The sequence below is a fragment of the Kitasatospora sp. NPDC085895 genome (genome assembly GCF_040702125.1).
GTDB classification, from domain to species: Bacteria; Actinomycetota; Actinomycetes; order Streptomycetales; family Streptomycetaceae; genus Kitasatospora; species Kitasatospora arboriphila.
The window spans coordinates 22,762-48,707 of record NZ_JBFBJY010000066.1; the positions used below are offsets into that span (position 1 = coordinate 22,762).

Sequence of the window (25,946 nt, forward strand, 5' to 3'; positions counted from 1 at the left end):
GCCGCGGCCCCGGCCGCCGACCCGGCTACGGCTTGATGTTGTGGTTGACCCGGAACAGGTTGCCGGGGTCGTAGGCCCGCTTGACCTCCACCAGCCGGGCGTAGCTGGAGCCGTAGTTGTCGGCGGCCCGGTGCTGGTCGTCGTCGGCCATGAAGTTGACGTACCCGCCGGCCTCGGAGTGCGGGGCGACCGCGGCGTAGTAGTCGCGCACCCAGGCGACGTTGGCGTCGTTCTCGGCCGGGTCGGGCCACATCCCGGCGATCACGGTGGCGAAGGTGGCCTCGCGGTGGGCGAAGGCGGTGGCCCCGGGTGCCATCCGGTGGCACGCCCCGTTGATCGAGTAGATGTGCATCGTGGAGTTCACGGCCGGCACCTTCGGCCCGTGCTCCAGGTGGGCGGTGATCGCGTCGTCGGTGAGCTCGGTCGAGAAGACGCCCTTCCAGTAGTGCTGCAGGCCCGGCGGCACCAGCGGGTCGAAGGCGCTGTTGAGCGCGGGGTACGGCATCGGGCCGACCATCTCCGCGACCCGCGGCGCGACCTCGCGCATCGGCCGGATCGCCGCCTCGGCCTCCTCCATCGGGCCCGCCCAGCAGGCCACCACGAGGGCGAAGGTGTCGCCGTGCCGGTCCTCCGGGATGAACGGGAGCGGCGGGGCGATCTGGAAGCCGGGGAAGACGCCGAGGTCCTCCGGTGCCTCCTCGATGTACTCGCGGTAGCGCTTCAGGACGGCTTCGGCGTGTTCCAGTTCGAAGAGCATCGGGCCGCCGAAGACGTCCTTCACCGGGCTGAGCCCGAACTCGAAGGAGGTGACCGCGCCGAAGTTGCCGCTGCCGCCGCGCAGGGCCCAGAAGAGGTCCGGCTCCTCCTTCTCGTTGACGACCCGCAGCCGGCCGTCGGCCGTCACCACGTCCGCGGACAGCAGGTTGTCGCAGGTGAGCCCCAACTTGCGGGCCAGGTAGCCGATTCCGCCGCCGAGGGTGATGCCGCCGACGCCGGTGGTCGAGATGATGCCGCCGGTGACGGCGAGCCCGAAGGGGTAGGTGGCCGCGTTGAGGTCGCCGAGCGTGGCGCCGCCCTCGACCCGTGCGGTGCGGCGGACGGGGTCGACCCGGACGCCGCGCATGCCCGTGAGGTCCGCGACCACGCCGCCGTCGCAGGTGCCGTACCCGGGGACGCTGTGCGCGCCGCCGCGGACGGCCAGCGGCATTCCGTTGTTCCTGGCGAAGTCGACCGCCGCCATCACGTCGCCGGCGTTGGCGCAGCGCACCACGGCTGCCGGCTTGCGGTCGATCATCGCGTTGTAGACCCTGCGGGCCTCGTCGTAGTCCTCGTCGCCGGGCCCGACCACACTCCCGTGGAGGGCGCCCGCCAGTTCCTCGATCGTCTTGCTGCCCATGACAAGAAGCTCCTGACCGTGCCGACCCCCTGGGCCGGACCGGGCACGGAGCGAGGGCCGACGATCCCGGTCGGCCTCCCTCCACGGTACGACTCGCGGGCGCACCCCACCCGGCGGGCGCGGGCGCCCGCCGGGTGGGAGCAAGGCTCGGAGCGAGGTGCGGACGACGGCCGCGGATCGTCAGGGGGAATCGCCCTGCCGCCGAGCGCCGCCGTTCCGGATCGCGCCTCCCCCCGGGGAACTGGCCGCCTCGCACCGGGCGGTGACGGGCCGGGAGGTGACGCACCGGGACGGCACCCGGGTGCTGCACGGGAGGGCGCCCCGGGGCGGCCGGGCTCAGCCGACGGTGATCCGCAGCGAGCCGTCCGGCTGCGGGGCGACCGCGACCTGCTCCAGGTCCTCGGCGTGCACGGTGGCGGGGTGCGGCAGGGCACGCGGGCCGATGCCGACCACGGGCATGCCCGCGGCGAGGGCGGCGGTGATGCCGGCCTCGGAGTCCTCGAAGGCGAGGCAGTCGGCGGGGGCGAAGCCGAGGGCGGCGGCACCCTTGAGGAAGCCCTCCGGGTCGGGCTTGCTGGCGCCGACCGAGCCGGCGGTGATCATGGTCTGCGGCAGCGGGAGTCCGGCGGCGCCCATCCGGGCACGGGTCAGCGGCTCGTCGGCGGAGGTCACCAGGGCGTGCGGTTGCCCGCGGAGCGCGGCGAGGAAGGCCTCGGCGCCGGGGACGGGGACGACGCCGTAGGTGTCGGCGGTCTCCTCGGCCAGCAGCTGCCGGTTCTCGGCGAGGTTGATCTCCATCGGACGGTCGGGCAGCAGCACGGCCATGGTCAGGTGGCCCTGGCGGCCGTGCACGACGCGCATGACGGCGTCGCCGTCGAGGCCGTGCCGGGCCGCCCAGCGGCGCCAGCACCGCTCGACCACCGCGTCCGAGTTGACCAGGGTGCCGTCCATGTCGAGCAGCAGGGCGCGGGTGGTGAGCGTCGTGGCGGTCATGCGGGGCGGCTCCTCGGAAACGGCTGTTTGTCTCTCCAGGATACAAAAGTGCCGCCGAAGCGGGCCGGGACGGACGCCCGGGCCGGATCAGCCGCCCAGCAGGTGCGCGTTGACCTCGCGGGCCGGCCCGGCGAGCTCCGGCAGCTCCACGACCTCCACCCCGGCCGCCTCCAGCAGCGCGGTGCCCTGGCAGGCCTGCACGAAGAGGTCCGGCTCGCGCCAGGCGACCACCACCCGCGGCACCCCGGCCGCGATGATCAGCTGGGCGCAGGTGCGCGGCCGCGAGGCGCGCTGCCCGCACGGCTCCAGAGAGCTGTACACGGTGGCCGTGCGCAGCCGCGGGTCGCCGGCCGGCAGCTTGGCGAGCGCGGCCTCCTCGGCGTGGTTCCTCTCGTCCACCTCGCGGCTGTAGCCCTCCGCGAGCACCTCGCCGTCGGCGCCGACGACCACCGCGCCGACCGAGAAGGCCGTCGCGGAGGGCGGGCAGCGGCGCGAGAGCTCCACGGCGCGCGCGAGCCAGTACAGGTCGGTGCCGGGGGCGGCTTCGCTGGTCACGGGGTGGACTCCTTCGGGGCGTAGCGGAGCAGGACGACGTCGCCCACCGTACGGGCCTCCAGCAGCCGCATCCGCCGGGCGGGTCCGCCCGGGTAGTCGGCCGGGCCGAGGAAGCGGGGCGCGCCGCTCTGGCCGACCAGCAGCGGGGCGACGGCGAGCTGGAGTTCGTCGGCGAGGCCCTGGGCGAGGAACTGGGTGTGGATGCTGCCGCCGCCCTCGACCATGAGCCGCCGCACGCCGCGGCCGCCCAGGTCGTCGAGGAGGGCGCCGAGCCCGACCTCGCCGCCGAGCGCGACGACCTCGGCGAGCCCGTCGAGCGCGCCGCGCAGTGCGGGGGCGGCGGCGTCGGTGGTGTAGACGGCCTTGGCGCCGCCGGTGTGCCAGAAGTTGAGTGCGGGCGAGAGGCCGCCGCTCGCGGTCAGGGTGACCTTCAGCGGGTACTCCGGGCGGCCGTCCGCGACGCGTCGGGCCCGCCGCTCGGGCGAGTTGACGAGCAGTCGCGGGTTGTCGCGGCGCAGCGTGGTGCCGCCGACGAGCAGGGCGTCGCAGCCGGCCCGGACCTCGTCCACCCGGTCGAAGTCCGCCGGGTTGGAGAGCAGCAGCCGCTCCGGTGACGCGTCGTCGAGGTGGCCGTCGAGGGAGACGGCGGCGCTCAGCAGGACGTACGGGCGGCGGGACACGGGGTCTCCGATCTGTCGGCTACCGCTCCACCGTACGGTCACCGCCCGTACGACCAGGTGACCGGAGGCCGTGGGGACGTGCCGGACCTCACCGCGCCGGGCGGCCGCGCCCAGCTGATCACCGACGACGGCGCCGCCGACCTCTACGCCGACGGCGCCGAGGCCGAGGACCTCACCCACCCGGAGTGGAAGTCCCGCTCCATCTGGTTCACCCTGAACCGATCCGCCGCCGCTGCCGCCGCGGGCCTCAGCCGGTCCGCGGCGGCAGCGGCAGCGGCAGTGCGGGCAGGCCGTCGATGCTGGTGCCGACGTACTCCTTGCCCTCGCAGTAGACGCCGAACTCCTCGTCGGTCTTGCGGTCGAAGTACTGGGCGTGCAGCTCCCGGTCGCCGCGATAGTCCATGAACGGCACGGCGAACCCGCAGGAGTCGCTGACCCGTTCGGCGTGCACCAGTACCACGGCCCGCAGCGCGGAGCCGTCCGCCGCCGGGTCGAAGTGCCCGATCAGCTCGGCGAAGCGCGGGTCGTCGCGGAAGACGGCCTCGCCGCGGCCGTGCACCCGCACCACGGTCGGCGGCCCGTCGAAGGCGCACCACATCAGCGTGATCCGGCCGTTCTCCCGCACGTGGGCCAGGGTCTCGGCGGTGCTGCCGCCGAAGTCCAGGTAGGCCAGGGTGAGTTCGTCCAGGACGGCGAGCGTGCCGGCGCGGCCCTTGGGGGACAGGTTGACGTGCCCGTCGCCGGCCAGCGGAGCGGTGGCGGTGAAGAAGACCGGCTGGCTCTCGATGAAGGTGCGCAGCCGGCCGTCGATGCGTTCGTACGTCTTTCCCATGCTCCGATTGTCATCGCACGGCCCCTGCGGTGACCACGCCGACGCCCCATCATCTTGAATGATGGGACGATATTTCTCGTCAAGCGAGACGGGTCTACGCTCGGCGGCATCGTGAGGAGCCGAGAGGAGCCGAACATGACGAACCGTCGGGCCGCCTACACCCACGGCCACCAGGAGTCCGTACTGCGCTCGCACCGCAGTCGCACCGCCGCGGACTCCGCCGCCTACCTGCTGCCGGAACTCCGCCCCGGGCAGCGGCTGCTGGACGTCGGCTGCGGGCCGGGCACGATCACCGCAGACCTGGCCGAACGGCTCGGCCCCGACGGCCGGACGGTCGCCGTCGACACCTCCGCCGAGGTGCTCGCGCAGGCCGCCGCGCACGCCGCGGAACGGGGGATCGGCACGGTGGTCTTCGAGGTCGCCGACGTGCACCGGCTGCCGTACGCCGACGGCGCGTTCGACGTGGTGCACGCCCACCAGGTGCTCCAGCACGTCGCCGACCCGGTGGCCGCCCTGCGCGAGATGCGCCGGGTCACCGCACCCGGCGGCCTGGTCGCCGTCCGCGACGCCGACTACGCCGCGATGGCCTGGTACCCGGAGCTCCCGGAGCTGGCCGAGTGGTCCGCGCTGTACCGGCGGATCGCCCGGGCCAACGGCGGCGAGCCCGACGCCGGCCGCCGGTTGGGCGCCTGGGCCCGCGCTGCCGGGTTCACCGACCTCACCGCCGGCTCCGGCAGCTGGACCTTCGCCGACCCGGAACGGCGGCAGTGGTGGGGCGAGACCTGGGCCGAGCGCACCGAGAGGTCCGCCACCGCCGCCACGGCCCTCGCCGAGGGCCTGGCCGACGCCGGAGACCTGGCCCGGATGGCGGCCGGCTGGCGCCGCTGGGCCGCCGACCCGGACGGCTGGTTCGCCGTCCTGCACGGCGAACTGCTCGCCCGCCGCTGAGCGGCGGTGCGTGGCCGTCTTACCCACCGTTAACCGCGCCCGTACCGGCCGGTAGCAATGGTGGCCTACGGTCGGCGCACGGGTCCGGCCTGTCCCCCACCGGGCCGGGCCCGTTACGGTGGCGGCATGGACGATCACCGGGTGATGCGACAGGACGACAACGGCAACCGCTACCTCGTCGCCACCGGGCTCGGCCGGGCCGAGGCCGAGGCGCTCGCCGCCGAGTTCGAGGCCCGCGGCCACAAGCAGCTGTACTGGGTCGAGGCCGTCGAACCCCGCGCCCCGCAGCGAACGGACACCCCGCAGCCGAAGCGGCCCGAGGTCCGGTACGTGGTCGGCGGCGCCCTGGTGCACCGCGGCCGGGTGCTCGCCGCCCGCCGCAACTCGCCCCCCGAGGTCGCCGGCTACTGGGAGTTCCCCGGCGGCAAGGCCGAACCCGGCGAGACCCAGGAGCAGGCCCTGGAACGCGAACTCGCCGAGGAGCTCGGCATCCGGGCCCGCGCGCTGCGCCCGCTGCCCGGCAGCTGGTCGGTGCGGGCCGGCCTGGAACTGCGGATCTGGGCCGCAGAACTGCTCTCCGGCGAGCCCCGCGCGCTCGCCGACCACTCCGAGCTGCGCTGGCTCGGCCCGGGCGAACTCGACGACGTCGACTGGCTCGCCCACGACCGCGAGGTCCTCCCGCACGTCGCCGCGCTGCTCGCCGAGGACTGAGCCCGCAGCCGGCCCGGCCGGCCGTGGCCCACCCCGGGGGCCGCCCCGAGGCGCACCCCGGGGCCCGCCGACCGGAGTCGGCCGGTCCGGGGCTGAGTCGCCCCCGGACCGGGTACGGGACCGGTGGGGCCGTTCCGCCACCGATTGCTCCACGCAGCCGAACCGCAGCCGCCGGATCGCGGCCGAATCGGAAAGTCGACCCGCTTGCCGGGATATCAACCCATTGCATGGGGTATGTCACAGTTCGGCAGAATTCATCGGGATCGGCGGGGCGCGGCGGCGCCCCGCCGACCCCTCCCGCACCCGGCCCCGGCCGCGGTGCCCAGCCCACGAGCCGGAGGCGCCGTCGGTGTCGACCACGGGAAACGGCGGGGGAGAGCGGCGGGCCCGTCGCCTCCCCCGGCGCGGATCGCAGCGCACGGCCACCCCCGGCGTGCCGGGCCGCACCGCCGGCGCCGCAGCAGGCAGCGCCGCCGCCCGCGCCCGGCTGCGCCGCGGCGGCCGCGCCCGCCCCGTCGAGCAGACCCGGCCCGGACCGCAGCCCCGCGACATCCCGCCCAACGCCTCGCCCCGGGGCCGCCCGATCCTGCCGTTCCCCGGCACCCCCGCCGCCGGCGCCAAGGTCGCCGAGCCGGCCCGCGGCAGCCTCTTCGACGTCGTCAAGGTGGCCATCGCGATCCTCGACACCTCCGGCCGGGTGGTGCTCTGGAGCCCCGCCGCCGAGGACATGCTCGGCTGGCCCAGCGAGCTCCTGGTCGGCCGCCGGATCGACCAGCTGATCGGCGACCCCGAGCTGATCGGCCAGGCCCGGCTGGCCATCGAGGAGACGCTGCGGATCGGCAGCTGGCACGGCATCACCCGGCTCTCCGACCGGGACGGGGTGAACGTCCCCGTCGAGGTGCGGATCTCACTGCTCGTCGACGGCGACGGCACGCCCTTCCTCCAGGTGGCGCTCGCCGACGCCCGTACCGTCGCCGCCGTCGAACGCGACCTCGCCATCCGCGACGCGCTCTTCGAGCAGTCCCCGCTCGGCATCGCCGTCCTCGACACCGAGCTGCGCTACACCGCCGTCAACAGCACCCTCGCCGAGATGAACGGCGTCCCGATGGAGGACCACGTCGGCCGCACCACCGGCGAGACCCTCCCCGAGCGGGCCGCCGACGAGATCACCGCCATCCAGCGGCAGGTCCTCGCCACCGGCGAGCCGGTCATCGACGTCACCCTCGCCGCACCGGTCACCGCCCGCTCCGGCTTCCGCTCGATCTCCTACAGCCGGATGACCGACCGGGCCGGCCGGGTGCTCGGCATCTCCGGCACCGTCATGGACGTCACCGAGCGCTACCGGGCCGTCTCCAAGGTCGAGCACGCCCGCCGGCGGCTCTCCCTGCTGAACGAGTTCGGCTCCCGGATCGGCGACCTCCTCGACGCCTCCCGGATCGCCCAGGAGCTCGCCGGCGCCGTGGTGCCCCGGCTCGCCGACTACTCCGCCGTCATCCTGCTGCAGGCCGTCGCGCACGGCGACGACCTGCCCCGGCACGGCCACGACCGCCGTACCTCCCTGCTGCAGCTCGGCACCGCCTCCGTCCAGGACGGCCCGGAGGTCGAGGTGATGCTCCGCCGCGGCGCCCGGATCACCTTCACCGAGGAGTCCGCGTTCGGCCGGGTGCTGCGCACCGGCATCCCCGAGCTGCTCAGCGGCAAGGAGGAGTCCGAGGACCTCAGTTACCCCGGCGACCCGAAGGCCCAGGCGGCGCACGAGCTCGGCGTGCACTCCCGGCTGGTCGTCCCGCTGCGCGCCCGCGGCATCGTCATCGGCCTGCTGGTGGTCAGCCGGGCCGGCTACCGGGAGGGCTTCGACCGCGACGACCTGGCCTTCGCCGTCGAACTCGCCGACCGGGCCGGCAGCTCCCTCGACAACGCCCGCCTCTACGCCCGCGAGCGGACCGCCGCCCTCACCCTGCAGCGCACCCTGCTGCCCCAGCAGGTTCCGCAGCCCACCGGCGTCGAGGTCGCCTACCGCTACGTCCCCGGCAGCAGCGGCACCGAGGTCGGCGGCGACTGGTTCGACGTGATCCCGCTGCCCGGCGACCGCACCGCCCTGGTGGTCGGCGACGTCATGGGCCACGGCCTGCGGGCCGCCGCCACCATGGGCCGGCTGCGCACCGCCGTCCGCGTGCTGGCCGCCCTCGACCTGCCGCCGGAGATCCTGCTGCGGCACGTCCACGAGCTGGCCGACGACCTCGCCCAGGGCCCCGACGAGGCGCTCCTCGCCACCTGCGTGTACGCGGTCTTCGACCCCGTCCGGCGACGGCTGACCGTCACCAAGGCCGGCCACATCCCGCCCGTCCTGGTGGTGCCCAAGGACGGCGACGGCCCTGCCCCGGCCGCCGGCGGCCCGCTGCCCGGCGGCGTCGGCCAGGTCCTCGACCTGCCCTCCGGCGCCCCGCTCGGCGTCGGCGGCGTGCCCTTCGAATCGGTCGAGCTGGACGTGGCCGAGGGCGCCCTGCTCGCCCTGTGCACCGACGGCCTGGTGGAGTCCCGGGACAAGGACCTCGACGTCGGCCTCGGCCGGCTGATCAGCGTGCTGGAACAGCCCTACGCCTCCATCGAGCAGGCCTGCGAGGCCGTGCTCGGCACCATGGAACAGGGCCGCGAGCCCGACGACGTGGCCCTGCTGCTCGCCCGGCTCAGCCACGGCGAGGCCGGCACCCCGACGGCCGGCTGGACGTTGCCCGCCGAGCCGACCGCCGTCTCCCGGGCCCGCCGCCTCGTCCGCGGCACCCTCGCCGAATGGGGCGCCGGGCACCTCACCGACACCGCCGAACTGCTGGTCAGCGAGCTGGTCACCAACTCCGTCCGGTACGCCAGCGCACCGATCGGCGTCCGCCTCACCCTCGGCGAGATGCTGCTGGTGGAGATCAGCGACCCGCTGCCCGACCCGCCCCGCGAGCGGCACGCCGCCGAGGCCGACGAGGGCGGCCGCGGCCTGGAGCTCGTCCGCCGCCTCGCGCTGCGCTGGGGCGCCCGGGCCGAGGGCATGGGCAAGGTCGTCTGGTTCGAGCTCTCCCCGGACGACCCCGAGGGCGACTACTCGGAGGAGTAGGACGGTCGCCCGCGGTGGCCGTGCGCGGCGCAGGCGTGCCGGTGCGGACGGTGGCGACGGCGTCCGGCAGGCGGACCCATAAAGTCTGACTTTTCCGACTTCGGCGTGCGCTCCGCGCGATTCCCCGGGCTCCCGGGCGACACCTCCGCAGCCGCCGCGCGACCTGCGGGGGAACGCCGCGGGACGGGTGTTCCGGCAGGCTGGCGCTGATGTTGTGTCATGTGATGAAATGCCCGAATCCGTAGGCGTTTTCGAGACACACGGCGGATCGATCCTGCCAGATCCGTGCACGACGCAGCCATGTCCGACCCGGCTCTTGACCGAACCGCCCGATCCGTGCAGGCCAGGCCGGTTCGAACAGCGACGGCCGGGTAAGGAGCACCGCGCGGGCCTCCCCCGATTCGATGTTGTGATGCTCGGGGGCGTGTGCGCTCGCACCCGGATGATGAATACTCGGTCTTCTCGACATCCGGATGGGCACTGGTTGGAGGGGTCGGTCCGTTGAACAGCATTCCGGCGCCGCAGGCGCCGAGCAGCAGCGGTCATGCCGCCGTGCCCGGACAGCCCGGCGCACCCGACGACGAGGGCGTCGCCCCCCGCGGCGACGCCGGCGGTCGCGGCCCCGGCGAACCCGGCTCGATCTACGGCTACCTGCGGGTCGCCACCTTCGCGATCGGCCCCGACGGCCGGATCAGTCACTGGAGCGGCCGCGCCGCCGAATTCTTCGGCGTACCCGCCGGCGACGCCCTCGGCGCCGACCCGATCACCACCCTCGTCCCCCGCGAGCACTGGCAGCGCGGCCGCGCCCGCCTCGAACGCGTCCTCGCCGGCGAGGAGTGGACGGGCACCACCCCCTACCGCGACACCGCGGGCGGCGAAGGCCTCGCCGAGCTCTACCTGATGCCCGTCGACAGCGGCCCCGCCGCCGGCGCCACCTGCCTCGCCGTCGACGTCGGCCGGCTGCGCACCGTCGAGGACGGACTCGCCGCCTCCGAGGCGGTCTTCGGCCAGACCCCGACCGGCTTCTTCCTCTTCGGCCCCGACCTGCGCCTGCGACGGGTCAACCCGGCCTTCGCCGCCTGCGTCGGCCGCGACCCCGAGGACCTCCCCGGCCTCGCCCCCGCCGAGCTCTTCGCCCCCGGCGAGGCCGAGCGGCTGCAGGTCGCCCTGCGCAAGGTGCTGGCCGGCGGCGAGCCGATCCTCGACCTGCGCTTCGCCGGCGGCGTCCCCGCCGCCGGCACCCGCGACGGCCGCCGCCGCTGGTCCGCCGCCCTGTTCCGGCTGAACGGCCCCGGCGGCGCCCCGCTCGGCGTGGCCGGCCAGGTACAGGACGTCACCAGCCGGCACGTCGCCGAACGCGAGGCCGCCGGCGTCCGCCGCAGCCTCGCCCTGCTCAACGAGGCCAGCACCCACATCGGGTCCACCCTCGACCTGGAGACCACCGCCAAGGAACTCCTGGACGTGATCGTCCCGCAGTTCTGCGACCTCGCCACCGTCGACCTCTACACCGCGCTCCTCTCCGGCGACTCCGGCCCGCTCTCCGGCGGCCCCGGCCTGCTCGACGGCTCCGGCGAACTGCGCCGCGTCGCCGTCTCCAGCGTCGTCGGCGGCGCCTCCTCGGTGCTCGGCGAGGGCCTGGGAGCCGTCCCGGTCGCCGAGGCCGGCGGCACCCTCTGCTACCCGCCGCGCTCCCCGCACGCCCGCGCCCTGCGCACCGGCCGCAGCGTCGTCCCGCAGCCCGGCCCCGACCCGCTGCTGCGCTCCACCCTGGTCGTCCCGCTGGTCGCCCGCGACCAGGTGCTCGGCCTCGTCCAGCTCTCCCGGGCGATCGGCTCCGAGCCCTTCGACGCGCGGGACGTCGCCATCGCCGAGGAACTCGTCGCCCGCGCCGCCGTCTGCATCGACAACGCCCGGCTCTACCGGCGCGAGCACGAGCGCGCGCTGATCCTCCAGCGCAGCCTGCTGCCCCCGGGCAACCCGGCGGCCACCGGCCTGGAGATCGCCCGCCGATACCTGCCCAGCAACAACAACACCGAGGTCGGCGGTGACTGGTTCGACGTGATCCCGCTGCCCGGCAGCCGCACCGCCCTGGTCATCGGCGACGTCATGGGCCGCGGACTGCGGGCCGCCGTCGCGATGGGCCAGCTGCGCACCGCGGTGCGCACCCTCGCCATGCTCGACCTCGACCCGGCGGAGGTGCTCGGCGCCCTCGACGAGATCGCCCGCGGGCTCGGCGACGGCGACCCCGGCGGCACCTCCGGCGAGGGCAGCGTCGAGGTCTACCTCGCGACCTGCGTCTACGCCGTGTACGACGCCGTCACCCAGCGCTGCACCTTCGCCAGCGCCGGCCACCTGCCGCCCGCGCTGCTCAGCCCCGGCGAGCCGGCCCGGATGCTCGACGTCCCGCCCGGCCTGCCGCTCGGCGTCGGCGGCGAGCCCTTCGAGGAGGTCACCATCACGCTGCCCGACGGCGCGGTGCTCGGCCTCTACACCGACGGCCTGGTGGAGTCCCGCAAGCACCAGCTGGACGAGGGCCTGCGGGCCTTCCGGGCCGCGCTCACCCACGGCTCCAAGCACCTGGAGCAGCTCTGCGACGAGGTGCTCGACGAGCTGATCCCGCACCACGGCGAGGACGACATCGCCCTGCTGATGGCCAAGGTCCAGGCCCTGCCGGAGGGCTCGGTCGGCGACTGGAAGCTGCCCGCCGAGCCGACCTCGGTCGGCCGGGCCCGCGAGCGGTCCTGCGACTGGCTGATCAACCGAGGCCTCGACGAGCTGGTCGACACCACCGAGCTGCTGGTCAGCGAGCTGGTCACCAACGCGCTGCGGCACGGCCGCGGCGAGATCCGGCTGCGGCTGATGCGGGACCGCACGGTGCTCTGCGAGGTCTGGGACGACGGCTACGCGCAGCCCCGGCAGCGCCGGGCCCAGGAGACCGACGAGGGCGGGCGCGGCCTGCAACTGGTCAGCCTGCTCGCCGAACGCTGGGGCAGCCGCCGCACCCCCAACGGCAAGATCGTCTGGTTCGAACTGGCGCTCTGATCCCGAGGGTCTACGCCGCCCGGGTGGATCTGTCCGCCCGGGCGCCGTGTCGCCCCGGGCGGGCGCGGCCGATGGCCTTTCGTTGGGGCATTCCCGGATTCCTCGGGCCGGCCACACCCCGACGGAGGAGCGCATGCGCGCCAGCCGAGCCGCCGACCGGGCCGCCGCCGCGGCCGCCGCCCTCTGTCTGGCCGCCGGCCTCGCCGGCTGCACGGGCGGCTCCCAGGACGGCCCCGCCGCCTCCGACGTCACCGCCGCGGACCGCGCGCACACCCGCGACGGCGGCACCGTGCGCTGGGCGGTCGACGCCGTCCCGGCCACCCTGAACGTCTACCAGCCCGCGGCGGACGCCGACTCCGAGCTGATCGCCCGCGCCCTGCTGCCCGGCCTGTTCCGGCTGGACGACCGCGGCCGCGCCACCCCCGACCCGGACTACCTGGCCGGCGCCGAGTCCACCCCGGCCGGCCGCAGCCCGCAGACCGTCACCTACCGGCTCAACCCCGCCGCGGTGTGGAGCGACGGCTCGCCGCTGTCGGCCGCAGACTTCACCGCCCAGTGGAAGGCGCTGTCCGGCGCCGACCCGGCCTTCCGCAGCGACCGCCCGGCCGGCTACGACGCGATCGCCTCCGTCGAGCAGGGCAGCGGTCCGCACGAGGTGAAGGTGGTCTTCAAGCAGCCGTACGCGGACTGGCGCTCGCTCTTCTCCCCGCTGTACCCGGCGGCCCGGACGGCCACCGCGGACGCCTTCAACCAGCCGCTCGACGGCGGCTTCCGGACCTCGGCCGGGCCGTTCGTGCTGACCGGCTGGGACAAGGGCGCCGGCCGCGCCGTGCTGACCCGCAACCCCCGCTGGTGGGGCGACCCGGCGAAGGCACAGGAGATCGACTTCCTGGCCGTCCCCGCCGCCGGCCGCCTGGACGCGCTGGCCAAGGACGAGCTCGACATCGCCGCCGTCACCGCCTCCGTCGACCGGGCCGTCCCGGAGGGCACCACGGCCGCCGCGCCGCCGGACGCCGCCGCCATGGTCGAGGCCTCCGCGCACGCCCTGCACCGGGCCGAGACGCTGCCCGGCCTCACCCTGCACCGGGCGCCCGCCGCGGCCTTCACCCAGCTCACCCTGAACACCGCCCGCGGTCCGCTGGCCGACACCACCGTCCGGCAGGCCGTCGCCCGCGCCGTCGACCGGCAGAAGACCGCCACCGCCGCGCTCGGCCCGCTCGGCCTCGGCGCCGTCCCGCTCGGCAACCACCTGCTGGTGGCCGGGCAGGACGGCTACCGCGACAACAGCGGAGCGCTCGGCACGGCCGCCGCCGGCACCCTGCTCGACCGGGCGGGCTGGGCCTCCTCGGACGGCACCCGCAGCAAGGACGGCAAGGAGCTCGCGCTGACCCTGCTCATCCCGGACGGCTCCACCACCGCCCGCCGCACCGCCGACGCGCTGACCGCCGACCTCGCCGCGGCCGGGATCGCCGTCGCCGCCAAGCCCGTTCCCGGTGACACCTTCGTCACCGACCACCTCGCCAAGGGCGACTTCGACCTCGCGCTGTTCTCCTGGCCGGCCAGCGCCTACCCCTCCGACACCCGGCCGCTGTACGCCAAGCCGCAGCCCGGCCCGGACGGCCTGCCGGTGGTCGGCCGCAACTACGGCCGCGGCGGCACCGCGGAGATCGACCGGCTGCTGGACCGCGCCGCCGGCGAACTCGACCCGGCCGCCCGGCAGGGCCTGCTCCAGCAGGCCGACGCCCGGCTGTGGCAGCTCGCCGACGTCGTCCCGCTCTACCGCCGCCCCGACCTGGTGGCCGTCCGCAACGGGGTGGCCGGCGCCGGCGCGTACGGCTTCACCACCCCGCGGTACCAGGACGTCGGCTTCCGGCAGGACTGACCGGTGCGGGGGCACCGGACGGGTACGGCCGGTCCCGCGGCGCGATGTGATCTTGCACCCGGTGCCACCGGCGGTTTCGGCCCTTGACACGAATCCCCGTACCATAGGAGGAGCCGTGGCATGGTGTGCCCGGCGGGTGGACCGGTAGTAGCAGGCGGGAACGGGCGGCCGCGATCGACAGGGATCGCAAGTCGGCGTCACGCAGCCGGGCGCCGAAACCCACGAACCGGGAGATTCCGCTCCGCATGCCCACGCGCAACGACATCCGTAACGTCGCCATCGTCGCCCACGTCGACCACGGCAAGACCACGCTGGTCGACGCCATGCTGAAGCAGGCCGGCGCCTTCGCCGCCCACCAGCAGCTCGACGACCGCATGATGGACTCCAACGACCTGGAGCGCGAGAAGGGCATCACCATTCTCGCGAAGAACACCGCGGTGAAGTACCACCCCAAGGACGGTGGCGCGCCGATCACCATCAACATCATCGACACCCCGGGCCACGCCGACTTCGGCGGCGAGGTCGAGCGCGGTCTGTCGATGGTGGACGCGGTCGTCCTGCTGGTCGACGCCTCCGAGGGCCCGCTGCCGCAGACCCGCTTCGTCCTCCGCAAGGCGCTCACCGCGCGGCTGCCCGTCATCCTCTGCATCAACAAGACCGACCGTCCGGACGCCCGGATCGACGAGGTCATCAACGAGACCTACGACCTGTTCCTGGACCTGGACGCGGACGAGGACCAGATCGAGTTCCCGATCGTCTACGCCTGCGCCCGTGACGGCGTCGCCTCGCTGACCAAGCCGGAGAACGGCACCGTCCCGGCCGACTCCACCAGCCTGGAGCCGTTCTTCTCCACCATCCTGGAGCACGTCCCGGCGCCGACCTACGACGACGCCGCCCCGCTGCAGGCGCACGTCACCAACCTGGACGCCGACAACTTCCTCGGCCGCATCGCGCTGCTCCGCGTCGAGCAGGGCGAGCTGCGCAAGGGCCAGACGGTGGCCTGGATCAAGCGCGACGGCTCGATCCAGAACGTCCGCATCTCCGAGCTGCTGATGACCGAGGCACTCACCCGCAAGCCGGCCGAGGTGGCGGGCCCGGGCGACATCTGCGCCGTCGCCGGCATCTCCGACATCATGATCGGCGAGACCCTGGCCGACACCGAGAACCCGATCGCCCTGCCGCTGATCACGGTGGACGAGCCGGCCATCTCGATGACCATCGGCACCAACACCTCGCCGCTGGTCGGCAAGGGCGGCTCCGGCAAGGGCGCGGACGCCAAGTCCGGCGCCAAGGTCGACCGCAAGGTCACCGCCCGCCAGGTGAAGGACCGCCTGGACCGCGAGCTCATCGGCAACGTGTCGCTGCGCGTGCTGGACACCGAGCGCCCGGACGCCTGGGAGGTGCAGGGCCGCGGTGAGCTGGCGCTGGCCATCCTGATCGAGACCATGCGCCGCGAGGGCTTCGAGCTGACCGTCGGCAAGCCGCAGGTGGTCACCCGCGAGGTCAACGGCAAGACCCACGAGCCGGTCGAGCGCCTCACCGTCGACGTGCCCGAGGAGCACATGGGTGCCGTCACCCAGCTCATGGGCATCCGCAAGGGCCGGATGGACAACATGTCCAACCACGGCTCGGGCTGGGTCCGCATGGAGTTCGTGGTGCCGTCCCGCGGCCTGATCGGCTTCCGGACGGAGTTCCTCACCAACACCCGCGGCACCGGCATCGCGCACTCGATCCACGAGGGCTACGAGCCGTGGTTCGGCACCCTGACGACCCGCAACAACGGCTCCCTGGTCGCCGACCGGGCCGGTGTGGTCACCGCCTTCGCGATGACCAACCTGCAGGAGCGCGGCGTGCTGTTCACCGATCCCGGCACCGAGGTGTACGAGGGCATGATCGTCGGCGAGAACTCGCGCTCCGACGACATGGACGTGAACATCACCAAGGAGAAGAAGCTCACCAACATGCGGTCCTCGACCGCCGACGTGACCGAGTCGATCGTCCCGCCGCGCAAGCTCTCGCTGGAGCAGTCGCTGGAGTTCTGCCGCGAGGACGAGTGCATCGAGGTGACTCCGGAGACCGTGCGCATCCGCAAGGTCGTCCTGGACCAGAAGGAGCGCGGCCGCACCGCCTCGCGCGCCAAGAAGGGCTGACGCCCGCAGCACGGCATCCGACGGCCGGCTCCCACCCCTCCGCGGGGCGGGAGCCGGCCGTTCGTCTGTCCCCGGGCCGGGCCGGGTGTCCGGTATCCGGAGTGCCGGTGATGTCCGGTAATCGTGCGTGACCGACCGTCATGCGCGACGACTGTCCGTTTGGTGCCGGTTAGGTATGCCCTCAATGTCCAATTTGTGAAACCAATTCGTCGCGCATGTGACCAAATTGAGATCCGTAATGGTCAGTTCCGCATCTCGCGGTGTCCGATAGTGGGACAGTCGAGCTCGGGTCACGGGTCACGCGCAGGGGTGCGCGCCGAACCTCGGGCGAGGAGGCACCTCATGGCCGGCGCGAAGACTCCGGCCATTCCCCCTGCGGTGCCTCCGCGTTGAAACCACCTCAGGAGGCATCTCCCCATGCGCGGAGCAACCCCGGCCAAGTGGATCGTGGCCGCCACCGCTGTCGCCCTCGCCGCGACCGCCTGCAGCACGTCCGGCACGAGCGGCGACAAGGCCACCGCCAAGGACGGCGGCTCGATCGCCGTCCAGCTCGGCGAGCCGCAGCACGGCCTGGTCCCGACCAACACCGCCGAGTCCGAGGGCGCCGAGGTGCTGAACGCCCTCTTCGCCGGCCTGGTCGACTACGACGTCAAGACCAGCGAGCCCAAGCTCCGCGTCGCCGAGTCCATCGAGTCCGCCGACAGCAAGGTCTGGACGATCAAGCTGAAGGACGGCTACACCTTCCACAACGGCGAGAAGGTCACCGCCCAGTCCTTCGTCGACGCCTGGAACTACGGCGCCAACCAGGACAACGCGCAGGAGGGCCTGCCCTTCTTCGCCAAGATCGAGGGCTCCGAGGAGCTCGCCCCGGGCAAGGACAAGAAGCCCACCGCCAAGGAGCTCAAGGGCCTGAAGGTCGTCGACGACAAGACCTTCACCGTCACCCTGAACGCGCCGTTCTCCCAGTTCAAGACCATGCTGGGCTACACCGCGTTCTACCCGCTGCCCAAGGCGTTCTTCACCGACCCCAAGGCCTTCGGCGAGAAGCCGGTCGGCAACGGCCCGTTCCAGATGGACGGTTCCTGGGAGCACAACAAGCAGATCAAGGTGAAGCGCTACGACGCCTTCCCGGCCGCGGACGGCAAGGCCAAGCTCCAGGGCGTCACCTTCAAGATCTACGACAGCCTGGACACCGCGTACAACGACCTGCGCACCGACGCGATCCAGATCACCGACAAGCTGCCCACCTCGGCGATGTCCACGGTGAAGTCGGAGTTCGGCGACCGCTACATCTACAAGCCGGAGTCCGGCGTCGGCTACATCGGCTTCCCGATCGCCACCAACCCGGCCACCTACGGCAAGCCGGAGATCCGCAAGGCGATCTCGATGGCCATCGACCGCGAGGCCATCAGCAAGACCATCTTCAACGGCAGCCGCGTCCCCGCCGACGACTTCATCAGCCCGCTGGTGGCCGGCTACCGCAAGGGCGCCCTGGGCGAGGCCGGCACCTACAACCCGGCCAAGGCCAAGGAGCTCTTCACCCAGGCCGGCGGTGTCCCGAACAACACCATCGAGCTGGGCTACAACGCCGACGGCGGCCACAAGGAGTGGATCGAGGCCGTCGCCAACCAGCTGAAGAAGAACCTCGGCGTCGAGGTCACCGCCAAGCCGTTCGAGAAGTTCGGCAAGCTGCTCGACTCGCTCGGCGAGAAGCAGTACTCCGGCGCCTTCCGCATGGGCTGGTCGATGGACTACCCGTCCGCCGAGAACTACCTGCGCCCGATCTTCTCCAAGGTCGCCATCGACCAGGGCTCGAACTACGGCGGTTACGTCAACGACAAGTTCGAGAGCCTGCTCACCCAGGCCGACCAGGCGAAGACCCAGGAGGAGGGCCTGAAGCTGTACCAGCAGGCCGACGACGTCCTCGTCCAGGACCTGCCGTACATCCCCGTGTACACCAACATGTCCTCCGCCGCGTACACCAAGTCCGTGAAGAACGTCGACACCGACGCCTTCGGCCGCATGGACCTGGCCAACGTCGAGCTCGCCGGCTGACCCGGTAGCAGACGACCGGGGGCGGGCGGCCGGGTCCTCGGACCCGGCCGGCCGCCTCCTTCCTTGCCCGAAAGTGTGGAGGTCTGATGGGCCGCTATGTCATCCGCCGACTGATACAGGCGATCCCTGTACTGCTCGGTGCGACGCTTCTGATCTACTACCTGGTGAACGCACTGCCCGGCGACCCGGTGCAGGCGCTCTCCGGCGAGAAGCGCCCCGACCCGCTGGTCGCCGCGCTGATCCGCGAGAAGTACCACCTCAACGACCCGTTCCTGGTGCAGTACTGGCACTACATCAGCGGGGTCTTCACCGGCAACCTCGGTGAGGACATGCGAGGTCGCGCGGTCATCGACATGATCAGCGAGGCGCTCCCGTACACCGTCAACCTGGCCCTGGTCGCCTTCGCGATCGAGGCCGTGATCGGTGTGTCCGCGGGTGTGCTGGCGGCCCTGCGCCGGGGCAGGTTCCTCGACCAGCTGGTGCTGATCTCCACCCTCCTGGTCATCTCCGTCCCGGTGTTCGTGCTCGGCTCCGCGCTGCAGCTGCTGCTCGGCGTCAAGCTCCGCAACGACTACGGCATCGACTTCTTCCCGGTCTCCTTCCGGGAGGAGGACGGCCTGCGCGCCTACCTGCTGCCGGCCCTGGTGCTCGCCTCCACCTCGCTGGCGTACGTCGCCCGGCTGACCCGCACCAGCCTGATGGAGACCATGCGCGCCGACTACGTGCGCACCGCCGTCGCCAAGGGCCTCAGCCGCCGCCGGGTCATCGGCCGGCACGCGCTGCGCAACGCCCTGATCCCGATCGTCACCTTCCTCGGCGCCGACCTCGGCGCGCTCATGGGCGGTGCGGTCATCACCGAGAAGCTCTTCAACATCCACGGTGTGGGCGGCCTGCTCGCGCAGTCCATCTACAACAAGCAGGGCGTGGTCATCGTCGGTGTGGTGACCCTGCTGGTGCTGGTCTACCTGGTCGCCAACCTGCTCGTGGACCTGCTGTACGCCGTGCTCGACCCGAGGATCCGCTATGAGTGACACGATCGTCGTCGACCCCGAGGCCCCGAGCGGCAGCGCCGCCGCGGCCGGCGGGCAGGAGCCGAAGCAGAAGCCGGAGCGCGTCGCCAGCCTGTGGAGCGACGCCCTGCGCGACCTGCGCCGCAACCCGGTCTTCGTGATCGGCGCGACCCTGGTGCTCCTGCTGCTCGTCGTCTCGGCCGTCCCGCAGCTGTTCACCAGCGGCAGCCCGTTCGCCAACGACGCCTGCGACCTCGCGGACTCGCTGAAGCGCCCCAGCGCCGAGCACTGGTTCGGCTTCGACGTGCAGGGCTGCGACGTCTACACCCGCACGGTGTGGTCGGCCCGCAACTCCATCGTGGTCGGCGTGCTGACCACCACCCTGGTGACCGTCGTCGGCTGCCTGCTCGGCCTGCTGGCCGGCTGGGTCGGCGGTGTGCTCGACAGCGTGCTGTCCCGCTTCACCGAGATCTTCTTCGCCGTCCCGTCGCTGCTCGGCGGCATGCTGATCATGTCGTTCTGGGGCTCCGGCAACGTGCTGTCGGTGTCGATGGTGCTGGCCGCCCTCGGCTGGCCGCAGATCTTCCGGATCATGCGCGCCTCGGTGATCGCCAACAAGCACAACGACTACGTGGTGGCCGCCAAGGCGCTCGGCGCGGGCAACCTGCGGATCACCTTCCGGCACATCATGCCGAACGCCGTCGCCCCGGTCATCGTGGTCTCCGCGATCAGCCTGGGCGTGTACATCGGCGCCGAGGCCGCGCTCTCCTACCTCGGCATCGGTGTGCAGCCGCCGCAGATCTCCTGGGGCCTGATGATCAGCGACGCCTCGAACCGCTTCCTGGAGGCGCCGCACGTGCTGCTCTTCCCGGCCGCGGCGCTGAGCGTCACGGTGCTGGCCTTCATCATGGTCGGCGACGCGGTCCGCGACGCCCTCGACCCGAAGCTGCGCTGAGAGAAGGGGTGACGATCGGATGACCACCGCCATCGAGACCAAGAAGACCGACCGGCTCGCCGTGGGCACGCCGCTGCTGGAGGTCCGCGACCTCCACGTGGAGTTCCGCACCCGCGACGGCGTCGCCAAGGCCGTCAACGGCGTGAACTACTCCGTCGCCGCCGGCGAGACCCTCGCCGTGCTCGGCGAGTCGGGCTCCGGCAAGTCGGTGACCGCCCAGACGATCATGGGCATCCTCGACATGCCGCCGGGCCGGATCACCCAGGGCCGGATCCTCTACCGCGGCGAGGACATGCTCGCCATGAAGGAGGAGCAGCGCCGGAGGATCCGCGGCCGCAAGATCGCCATGATCTTCCAGGACGCGCTCTCCTCGCTGAACCCGGTGCTCTCCGTCGGCTACCAGCTCGGCGAGATGTTCCGGGTGCACGAGGGCGCCTCCAAGAAGGAGGCCAAGGCCAAGGCCGTCGAGCTGATGGACCGCGTCCGGATCCCGGCCGCCGCCCAGCGGGTCAACGACTACCCGCACCAGTTCTCCGGCGGCATGCGCCAGCGCATCATGATCGCCATGGCGCTGGCCCTGCAGCCCGACCTGATCATCGCGGACGAGCCGACCACGGCGCTGGACGTGACCGTGCAGGCGCAGGTCATGGACCTGCTGGCGGAGCTCCAGGCCGAGTACAACATGGGTCTGATCCTGATCACCCACGACCTCGGCGTGGTCGCCGACGTGGCCGACAAGATCGCCGTGATGTACGCCGGCCGGATCGTCGAGACGGCGCCCGTCCACGAGCTGTACGCGAACCCCGCCCACCCCTACACCAGGGGCCTGCTCCGGTCGATCCCGCGACTGGACCAGAAGGGCGAGGACCTGTACGCCATCAAGGGCCTGCCGCCCAACCTCTTCAAGGTGCCGTCCGGCTGCGCGTTCAACCCGCGCTGCGACGCGGCCACCGACCTGTGCCGCACCGAGATCCCGGTGCTGCACCAGGTGCTCGACAAGGACGGTGCGGAGCTCGCCGGCCGCCGCAGCGCCTGCCACCTCTGGAAGGAGACCCTCCATGGCTGAGCCCATCCTGGAGGTCAAGGACCTGGTCAAGCACTACCCGCTGCACCAGGGCATCCTCTTCAAGAAGCAGGTCGGTGCGGTCAAGGCCGTCGACGGCATCTCCTTCGAGCTGCACAAGGGCGAGACCCTCGGCATCGTCGGCGAGTCCGGCTGCGGCAAGTCGACGCTCGCCAAGGTGCTGATGAACCTGGAGCGGGCCACCTCCGGCCAGGTGCTCTTCAAGGGCGAGGACATCTCCCGGCTGTCCGGCGCGGCCCTCAAGGCCGTCCGCCGCAACATCCAGATGGTGTTCCAGGACCCGTACACCTCGCTGAACCCGCGGATGACGGTCGGCGACATCATCGGCGAGCCCTTCGAGATCCACCCGGAGGTGGCGCCCAAGGGCGACCGCCGCAAGGCGGTGCAGGACCTGCTGGACGTGGTGGGTCTGAACCCGGAGTACATCAACCGGTACCCGCACCAGTTCTCCGGAGGCCAGCGCCAGCGCATCGGCATCGCCCGCGGCCTCGCGCTCAAGCCCGAGGTGATCATCTGCGACGAGCCGGTCTCCGCCCTCGACGTCTCCGTCCAGGCCCAGGTGATCAACCTGCTGGAGCAGCTCCAGAAGGACTTCGAGCTCTCCTACATGTTCATCGCCCACGACCTCTCGATCGTGCGGCACATCTCCGACCGGGTCGGCGTGATGTACCTCGGCACGATGGTCGAGATCGGCTCCGACGAGGAGATCTACGAGCACGCCACCCACCCGTACACCCAGGCACTGCTCTCCGCCGTCCCGGTACCGGACCCGGCCGGCCGCGAGGGCCGCGAGCGGATCATCCTCTCCGGTGACATCCCCTCGCCGGCGAACCCGCCGTCCGGCTGCCGCTTCCGCACCCGCTGCTGGAAGGCCGAGGAGCGCTGCAGCACCGAGCTGCCGCTGCTGGCCGTCCCGGAGATCGGCGAGGGCCCGGCCAAGCACGCCTCGGCCTGCCACTTCGCCGCGGTGCGCGAGAGCGTCGCGGTGGCCTCCTGACCGGCCGGACGACCCCTCCCGGGCCCGTGGTGCGAGCGCGCCACGGGCCCGCGGGGTTTTCGGCACCCATCCGGCCGTATCCAGCTCGCGCCGCCGATGACCCGATCCTTCGATGGGGTGTGATGCGTCATACACCCAGAGGAGGAGCCTCATGCCTGCAGCGACCAGAGTGCGCTGGGCCGTGGTCGTCGCGACGAGCGTGGTCCTGGTGGCCACCGGCTGCGGCAGCAGCGGGGGCGGAGGAGGAGGCAGCGGCGCCAGCGGAGGCACCGGCGGCATCGTGACCGCCTGGTGGGGAGACCCGCAGAACCCGCTCGAGCCGGCGAACACCAACGAGACCAACGGTGGCGCCGTCATCGACATGATCTTCACCGGCCTGGTCCAGTACGACCCGAAGACCAGCGAGCCGAGCAACGCCAACGCCGAGTCGATCACCTCGGACGACCAGCAGAACTGGACGGTCAAGCTCAAGCCGGGCTGGAAGTTCAGCGACGGCACGACCGTCACCGCCAAGTCCTACGTGGACGCCTGGAACTACGGCGCCCTCTCCACCAACAAGCAGCTGAACAGCAGCTTCTTCCAGTACATCCAGGGCTACGACCAGGTCGCGCCGGCCTCCGGCAACCCGACCGCGCAGACCCTGTCCGGCCTGAAGGTCGTCGACGACAACACCTTCACCGTGGCGCTCACCCAGAAGTTCTCCACCTGGCCCGCGACGCTCGGCTACTCGGCCTTCGTCCCGCTCCCGGCGAGCTTCTTCTCCGACCACGCGGCCTACCTCAACAAGCCGATCGGCAACGGCCCGTACGAGATCTCCTCGTGGACCAAGAGCGCGAAGATGGAGCTGCGGCCGTTCTCCGGCTACACCGGTGCGGACAAGCCCAAGAACGGCGGCATCGACCTCAAGGTCTACACCGACACCAACGCCGCCTACGCCGACCTCCAGGCCGGCAACCTCGACGTCGACAACGGCCTGCCGAACAGCGCGCTGAAGACCGTCGAGACCGACCTCAACGGGCGCTTCCTCAACACCCCGGCCGGCATCATCCAGACCATCTCGTTCCCGCTCTACCAGGCGAACTGGAACACCCCCAACGCGCAGAAGGTCCGCCTCGGCCTCGCCATGGCGATCGACCGGAACACCATCACCAAGGTGGTGTTCAACAACACCCGCACCCCCGCCAGCGACTGGACCTCCCCGGTGCTCGGCGCCGCCGGCGGCTTCAAGGAAGGCATCTGCGGCCAGGCCTGCACCTACAACCCGACCATGGCCAAGCAGCTCGTCCAGGAGGGCGGCGGCATCCCCGGCGGCCAGCTCACCATCTCCTACAACGCCGACGGGCCGCACAAGGAGTGGGTCGACGCCGTCTGCAACAGCATCAACAACGCCCTCGGCAACACCAGCGCCTGCGTCGGCAACCCGATCGGCACCTTCGCGGACTTCCGCAACCAGGTCACCACCAAGAAGATGACCGGCCCCTTCCGCACCGGCTGGCAGATGGACTACCCGCTGATCCAGAACTTCCTGCAGCCGCAGTACTTCACCGGTGCCGCGTCGAACGACTCCGGCTACAGCAACCCGCAGTTCGACTCCCTGATCAACCAGGCCAACGCCAACTCGGACAAGTCCGGGGCGATCAGCCAGTTCCAGGACGGCGAGAAGCTGCTCGCCACCGACCTGCCCGCGATCCCGCTCTGGTACCAGAACGGCACCGTCGGCTGGTCCTCCCGCGTCACCAACGTCCTGCTCAACCCGTTCAGCGTCCCGGTCTACGACCAGATCACCGTCAAGTAGTCGGCAGCGGCTGCCGGGGCCGCACGGCCCCGGCGCCGCCCTTCCGGCGGCCCCCTGGAGGTTCGCATGGGACGCTACGTCATCCGACGCCTGCTCCAGATGATCCCGGTGTTCCTCGGGAGCACCTTCCTCATCTTCGTGATGGTCCACGCGCTCGGCGACCCCGTGAACGCCCTCTTCGGCGACCGGGCCCCCGACCCGGTCGTCGCCGAGCAGATCCGCAAGCAGTACAACCTGGACGAGCCGCTGTGGCTCCAGTACCTGATCTACATGGGGAACCTGTTCCGCTGGGACTTCGGCACCACCTTCAACGGGCAGTCGGTCACCTCGCTGCTCGCCACCGCCTATCCCGCGACGATCAAGCTGACCGCGGTGGCCTTCACCATCGAGGTGATCTTCGGCATCGGCTTCGGCCTCATCAGCGGCCTGCGTCGCGGCGGCTGGTCGGACAACACGGTGCTGATCTTCACCCTGGTCGTCATCTCCATCCCCACCTTCGTCACCGGCTACGTGCTCCAGTACCTGGTCGGCGTGCAGTGGGGCATCCTGCCCGCCACCGCCGGCGAGGACCTCACCTTCGAGTCGCTGCTGCTACCGGGCATCGTGCTCGCCTCCGTGTCGCTCGCCTACGTCGCCCGCCTCACCCGCACCACCGTCGCCGAGAACTCCCGGGCGGACTTCGTGCGGACCGCGACGGCCAAGGGCCTGCCGCGCCGCCGGGTGACGATCAACCACCTGCTGCGCAACTCGCTGATCCCGGTCGTCACCTTCCTCGGCGCCGACCTCGGGGCGCTCATGGGCGGCGCGCTGGTCACCGAGCGGATCTTCAACATCCACGGCGTGGGCTTCTACCTCTACCAGGGCATCGTCCGCCAGAACACGGCCACGGTCGTCGGCTTCGTGACCGTCCTGATCATCATCTACCTGGCGGCCAACCTGCTCGTCGACCTGCTCTACGCGGTCCTGGACCCGAGGATCCGTTATGCCTGACCAGGAGAAGTACAACAAGGCGGACCCGCTCGCGGACGCCGGCACCGAGGAAGAAGAGATCCAGAGTGCCGTCGAGAGCAGGACCTTCGACCTCGGCACCATGGAAGCGCAGACTTTAATCAAGAACGAACGCCTCGACGACGAGCCCGAGATCGCCGCTGCCGACGAGCGGGTCAAGCCGCGCAGCCTGTGGCAGGACGCCTGGCGCGACCTGCGCCGCAACCCGATCTTCATCATCTCCGGACTGCTGATCATCTTCCTGGTGGTGATGGCGATCTGGCCCGGACTGTTCACCTCCACCGACCCGCTGAAGTGCGACCTCTCGAAGGCCCAGCAGGGTTCCGAGTCCGGCCACCCCTTCGGCTTCGACGGGCAGGGCTGCGACGTCTACTCCCGCACCGTCCACGGCGCGCGCGCCTCCATCACCGTCGGCGTCTGCGCGACCGTCGGCGCCGCCCTGCTCGGCACCGTGCTCGGCGGGCTGGCCGGTTTCCTCGGCGGCTGGTCCGACTCGGTCATCTCCCGGGTCGCCGACATCTTCTTCGGCATCCCGATCCTGCTCGGCGGCCTGGTCTTCCTCTCGGTCATCCCGAGCCGGTCGATCTGGATCGTGGTCGCCTTCATCGTGGTCCTCGGCTGGCCGCAGATCGCCCGCATCGGCCGAGGCGCCGTGATCACCGCGAAACAGCAGGACTACGTCACCGCGGCCCGGGCCCTCGGCGCGAGCAACTCCAGGCTGATGCTCCGGCACATCCTGCCCAACGCGGT

17 protein-coding genes and 1 pseudogene are annotated in these 25,946 nt (G+C 72.1%); 14 read left to right on the forward strand and 4 right to left on the reverse strand.

Annotation, left to right across the window (positions count from 1 at the left end; genetic code table 11):
* Nucleotides 1-25: 25 nt before the first annotated feature.
* The 4 genes and pseudogenes from AB0442_RS31070 to AB0442_RS31085 form a co-directional block, all read right to left on the reverse strand.
* Entirely contained in the window at nt 26-1,396 is a 1,371-nt protein-coding gene (locus AB0442_RS31070) for an FAD-binding oxidoreductase (RefSeq protein ID WP_363541291.1), read from the reverse strand.
* Between the two features lie 336 nt (nt 1,397-1,732).
* Nucleotides 1,733-2,389: an HAD-IA family hydrolase gene (locus tag AB0442_RS31075; protein ID WP_366166954.1), complete on the reverse strand. Its 657-nt coding sequence runs from the start codon at nt 2,387-2,389 to the stop codon at nt 1,733-1,735.
* An 87-nt stretch (nt 2,390-2,476) separates the two neighbouring features.
* A pseudogene (locus tag AB0442_RS31080) lies at nt 2,477-3,624 on the reverse strand (dihydrofolate reductase family protein).
* Between the two features lie 247 nt (nt 3,625-3,871).
* Complete coding sequence (locus AB0442_RS31085) at nt 3,872-4,456, reverse strand: pyridoxamine 5'-phosphate oxidase family protein (protein ID WP_366166955.1); 585 nt, start codon at nt 4,454-4,456, stop codon at nt 3,872-3,874.
* Between the two features lie 135 nt (nt 4,457-4,591).
* Here AB0442_RS31085 and AB0442_RS31090 point away from each other — a divergent pair, with 135 nt between their 5' ends.
* The 14 genes from AB0442_RS31090 to AB0442_RS31155 form a co-directional block, all read left to right on the forward strand.
* Nucleotides 4,592-5,404: a methyltransferase domain-containing protein gene (locus AB0442_RS31090; protein WP_366166956.1), complete on the forward strand. Its 813-nt coding sequence runs from the start codon at nt 4,592-4,594 to the stop codon at nt 5,402-5,404.
* 126 nt (nt 5,405-5,530) lie between these two features.
* Nucleotides 5,531-6,115 (forward strand): (deoxy)nucleoside triphosphate pyrophosphohydrolase, encoded by a 585-nt coding sequence (locus AB0442_RS31095; protein WP_366166957.1) that lies wholly within the window; start codon nt 5,531-5,533, stop codon nt 6,113-6,115.
* A gap of 349 nt (nt 6,116-6,464) precedes the next feature.
* Entirely contained in the window at nt 6,465-9,218 is a 2,754-nt protein-coding gene (locus AB0442_RS31100; protein ID WP_366166958.1) for a SpoIIE family protein phosphatase, read from the forward strand.
* A gap of 639 nt (nt 9,219-9,857) precedes the next feature.
* Nucleotides 9,858-12,260: a SpoIIE family protein phosphatase gene (locus tag AB0442_RS31105; protein ID WP_366166966.1), complete on the forward strand. Its 2,403-nt coding sequence runs from the start codon at nt 9,858-9,860 to the stop codon at nt 12,258-12,260.
* 133 nt (nt 12,261-12,393) lie between these two features.
* Nucleotides 12,394-14,142 carry an ABC transporter family substrate-binding protein gene (locus AB0442_RS31110; protein ID WP_366166959.1) on the forward strand — a complete coding sequence of 583 codons (1,749 nt, stop codon included), beginning with the start codon at nt 12,394-12,396 and terminating at the stop codon, nt 14,140-14,142.
* 245 nt (nt 14,143-14,387) lie between these two features.
* Complete coding sequence (typA, locus tag AB0442_RS31115) at nt 14,388-16,292, forward strand: translational GTPase TypA (RefSeq protein WP_366166960.1); 1,905 nt, start codon at nt 14,388-14,390, stop codon at nt 16,290-16,292.
* A gap of 417 nt (nt 16,293-16,709) precedes the next feature.
* Complete coding sequence (locus AB0442_RS31120) at nt 16,710-18,347, forward strand: ABC transporter substrate-binding protein (RefSeq protein WP_363541281.1); 1,638 nt, start codon at nt 16,710-16,712, stop codon at nt 18,345-18,347.
* A gap of 86 nt (nt 18,348-18,433) precedes the next feature.
* Entirely contained in the window at nt 18,434-19,378 is a 945-nt protein-coding gene (locus tag AB0442_RS31125; RefSeq protein ID WP_366166961.1) for an ABC transporter permease, read from the forward strand.
* Nucleotides 19,371-20,312: an ABC transporter permease gene (locus tag AB0442_RS31130; RefSeq protein WP_363541279.1), complete on the forward strand. Its 942-nt coding sequence runs from the start codon at nt 19,371-19,373 to the stop codon at nt 20,310-20,312. Before AB0442_RS31125 ends, AB0442_RS31130 begins: the two co-directional genes overlap by 8 nt.
* A gap of 19 nt (nt 20,313-20,331) precedes the next feature.
* Nucleotides 20,332-21,378, forward strand: coding sequence for an ABC transporter ATP-binding protein (locus AB0442_RS31135; RefSeq protein WP_366166962.1), 1,047 nt, complete (start codon nt 20,332-20,334; stop codon nt 21,376-21,378).
* A complete protein-coding gene (locus tag AB0442_RS31140) occupies nt 21,371-22,393 on the forward strand; it encodes a dipeptide ABC transporter ATP-binding protein (protein WP_366166963.1) in 1,023 nt (340 codons plus the stop codon). Before AB0442_RS31135 ends, AB0442_RS31140 begins: the two co-directional genes overlap by 8 nt.
* Before the next feature lie 151 nt (nt 22,394-22,544).
* Nucleotides 22,545-24,188 (forward strand): ABC transporter substrate-binding protein, encoded by a 1,644-nt coding sequence (locus AB0442_RS31145; protein ID WP_366166964.1) that lies wholly within the window; start codon nt 22,545-22,547, stop codon nt 24,186-24,188.
* A gap of 66 nt (nt 24,189-24,254) precedes the next feature.
* On the forward strand, nt 24,255-25,178 hold the full coding sequence (locus tag AB0442_RS31150; RefSeq protein ID WP_363541271.1) for an ABC transporter permease: 924 nt from the start codon (nt 24,255-24,257) through the stop codon (nt 25,176-25,178).
* A gap of 100 nt (nt 25,179-25,278) precedes the next feature.
* On the forward strand, nt 25,279-25,946 hold a 668-nt coding region (locus AB0442_RS31155), incomplete at its 3' end, for an ABC transporter permease (protein WP_366166967.1).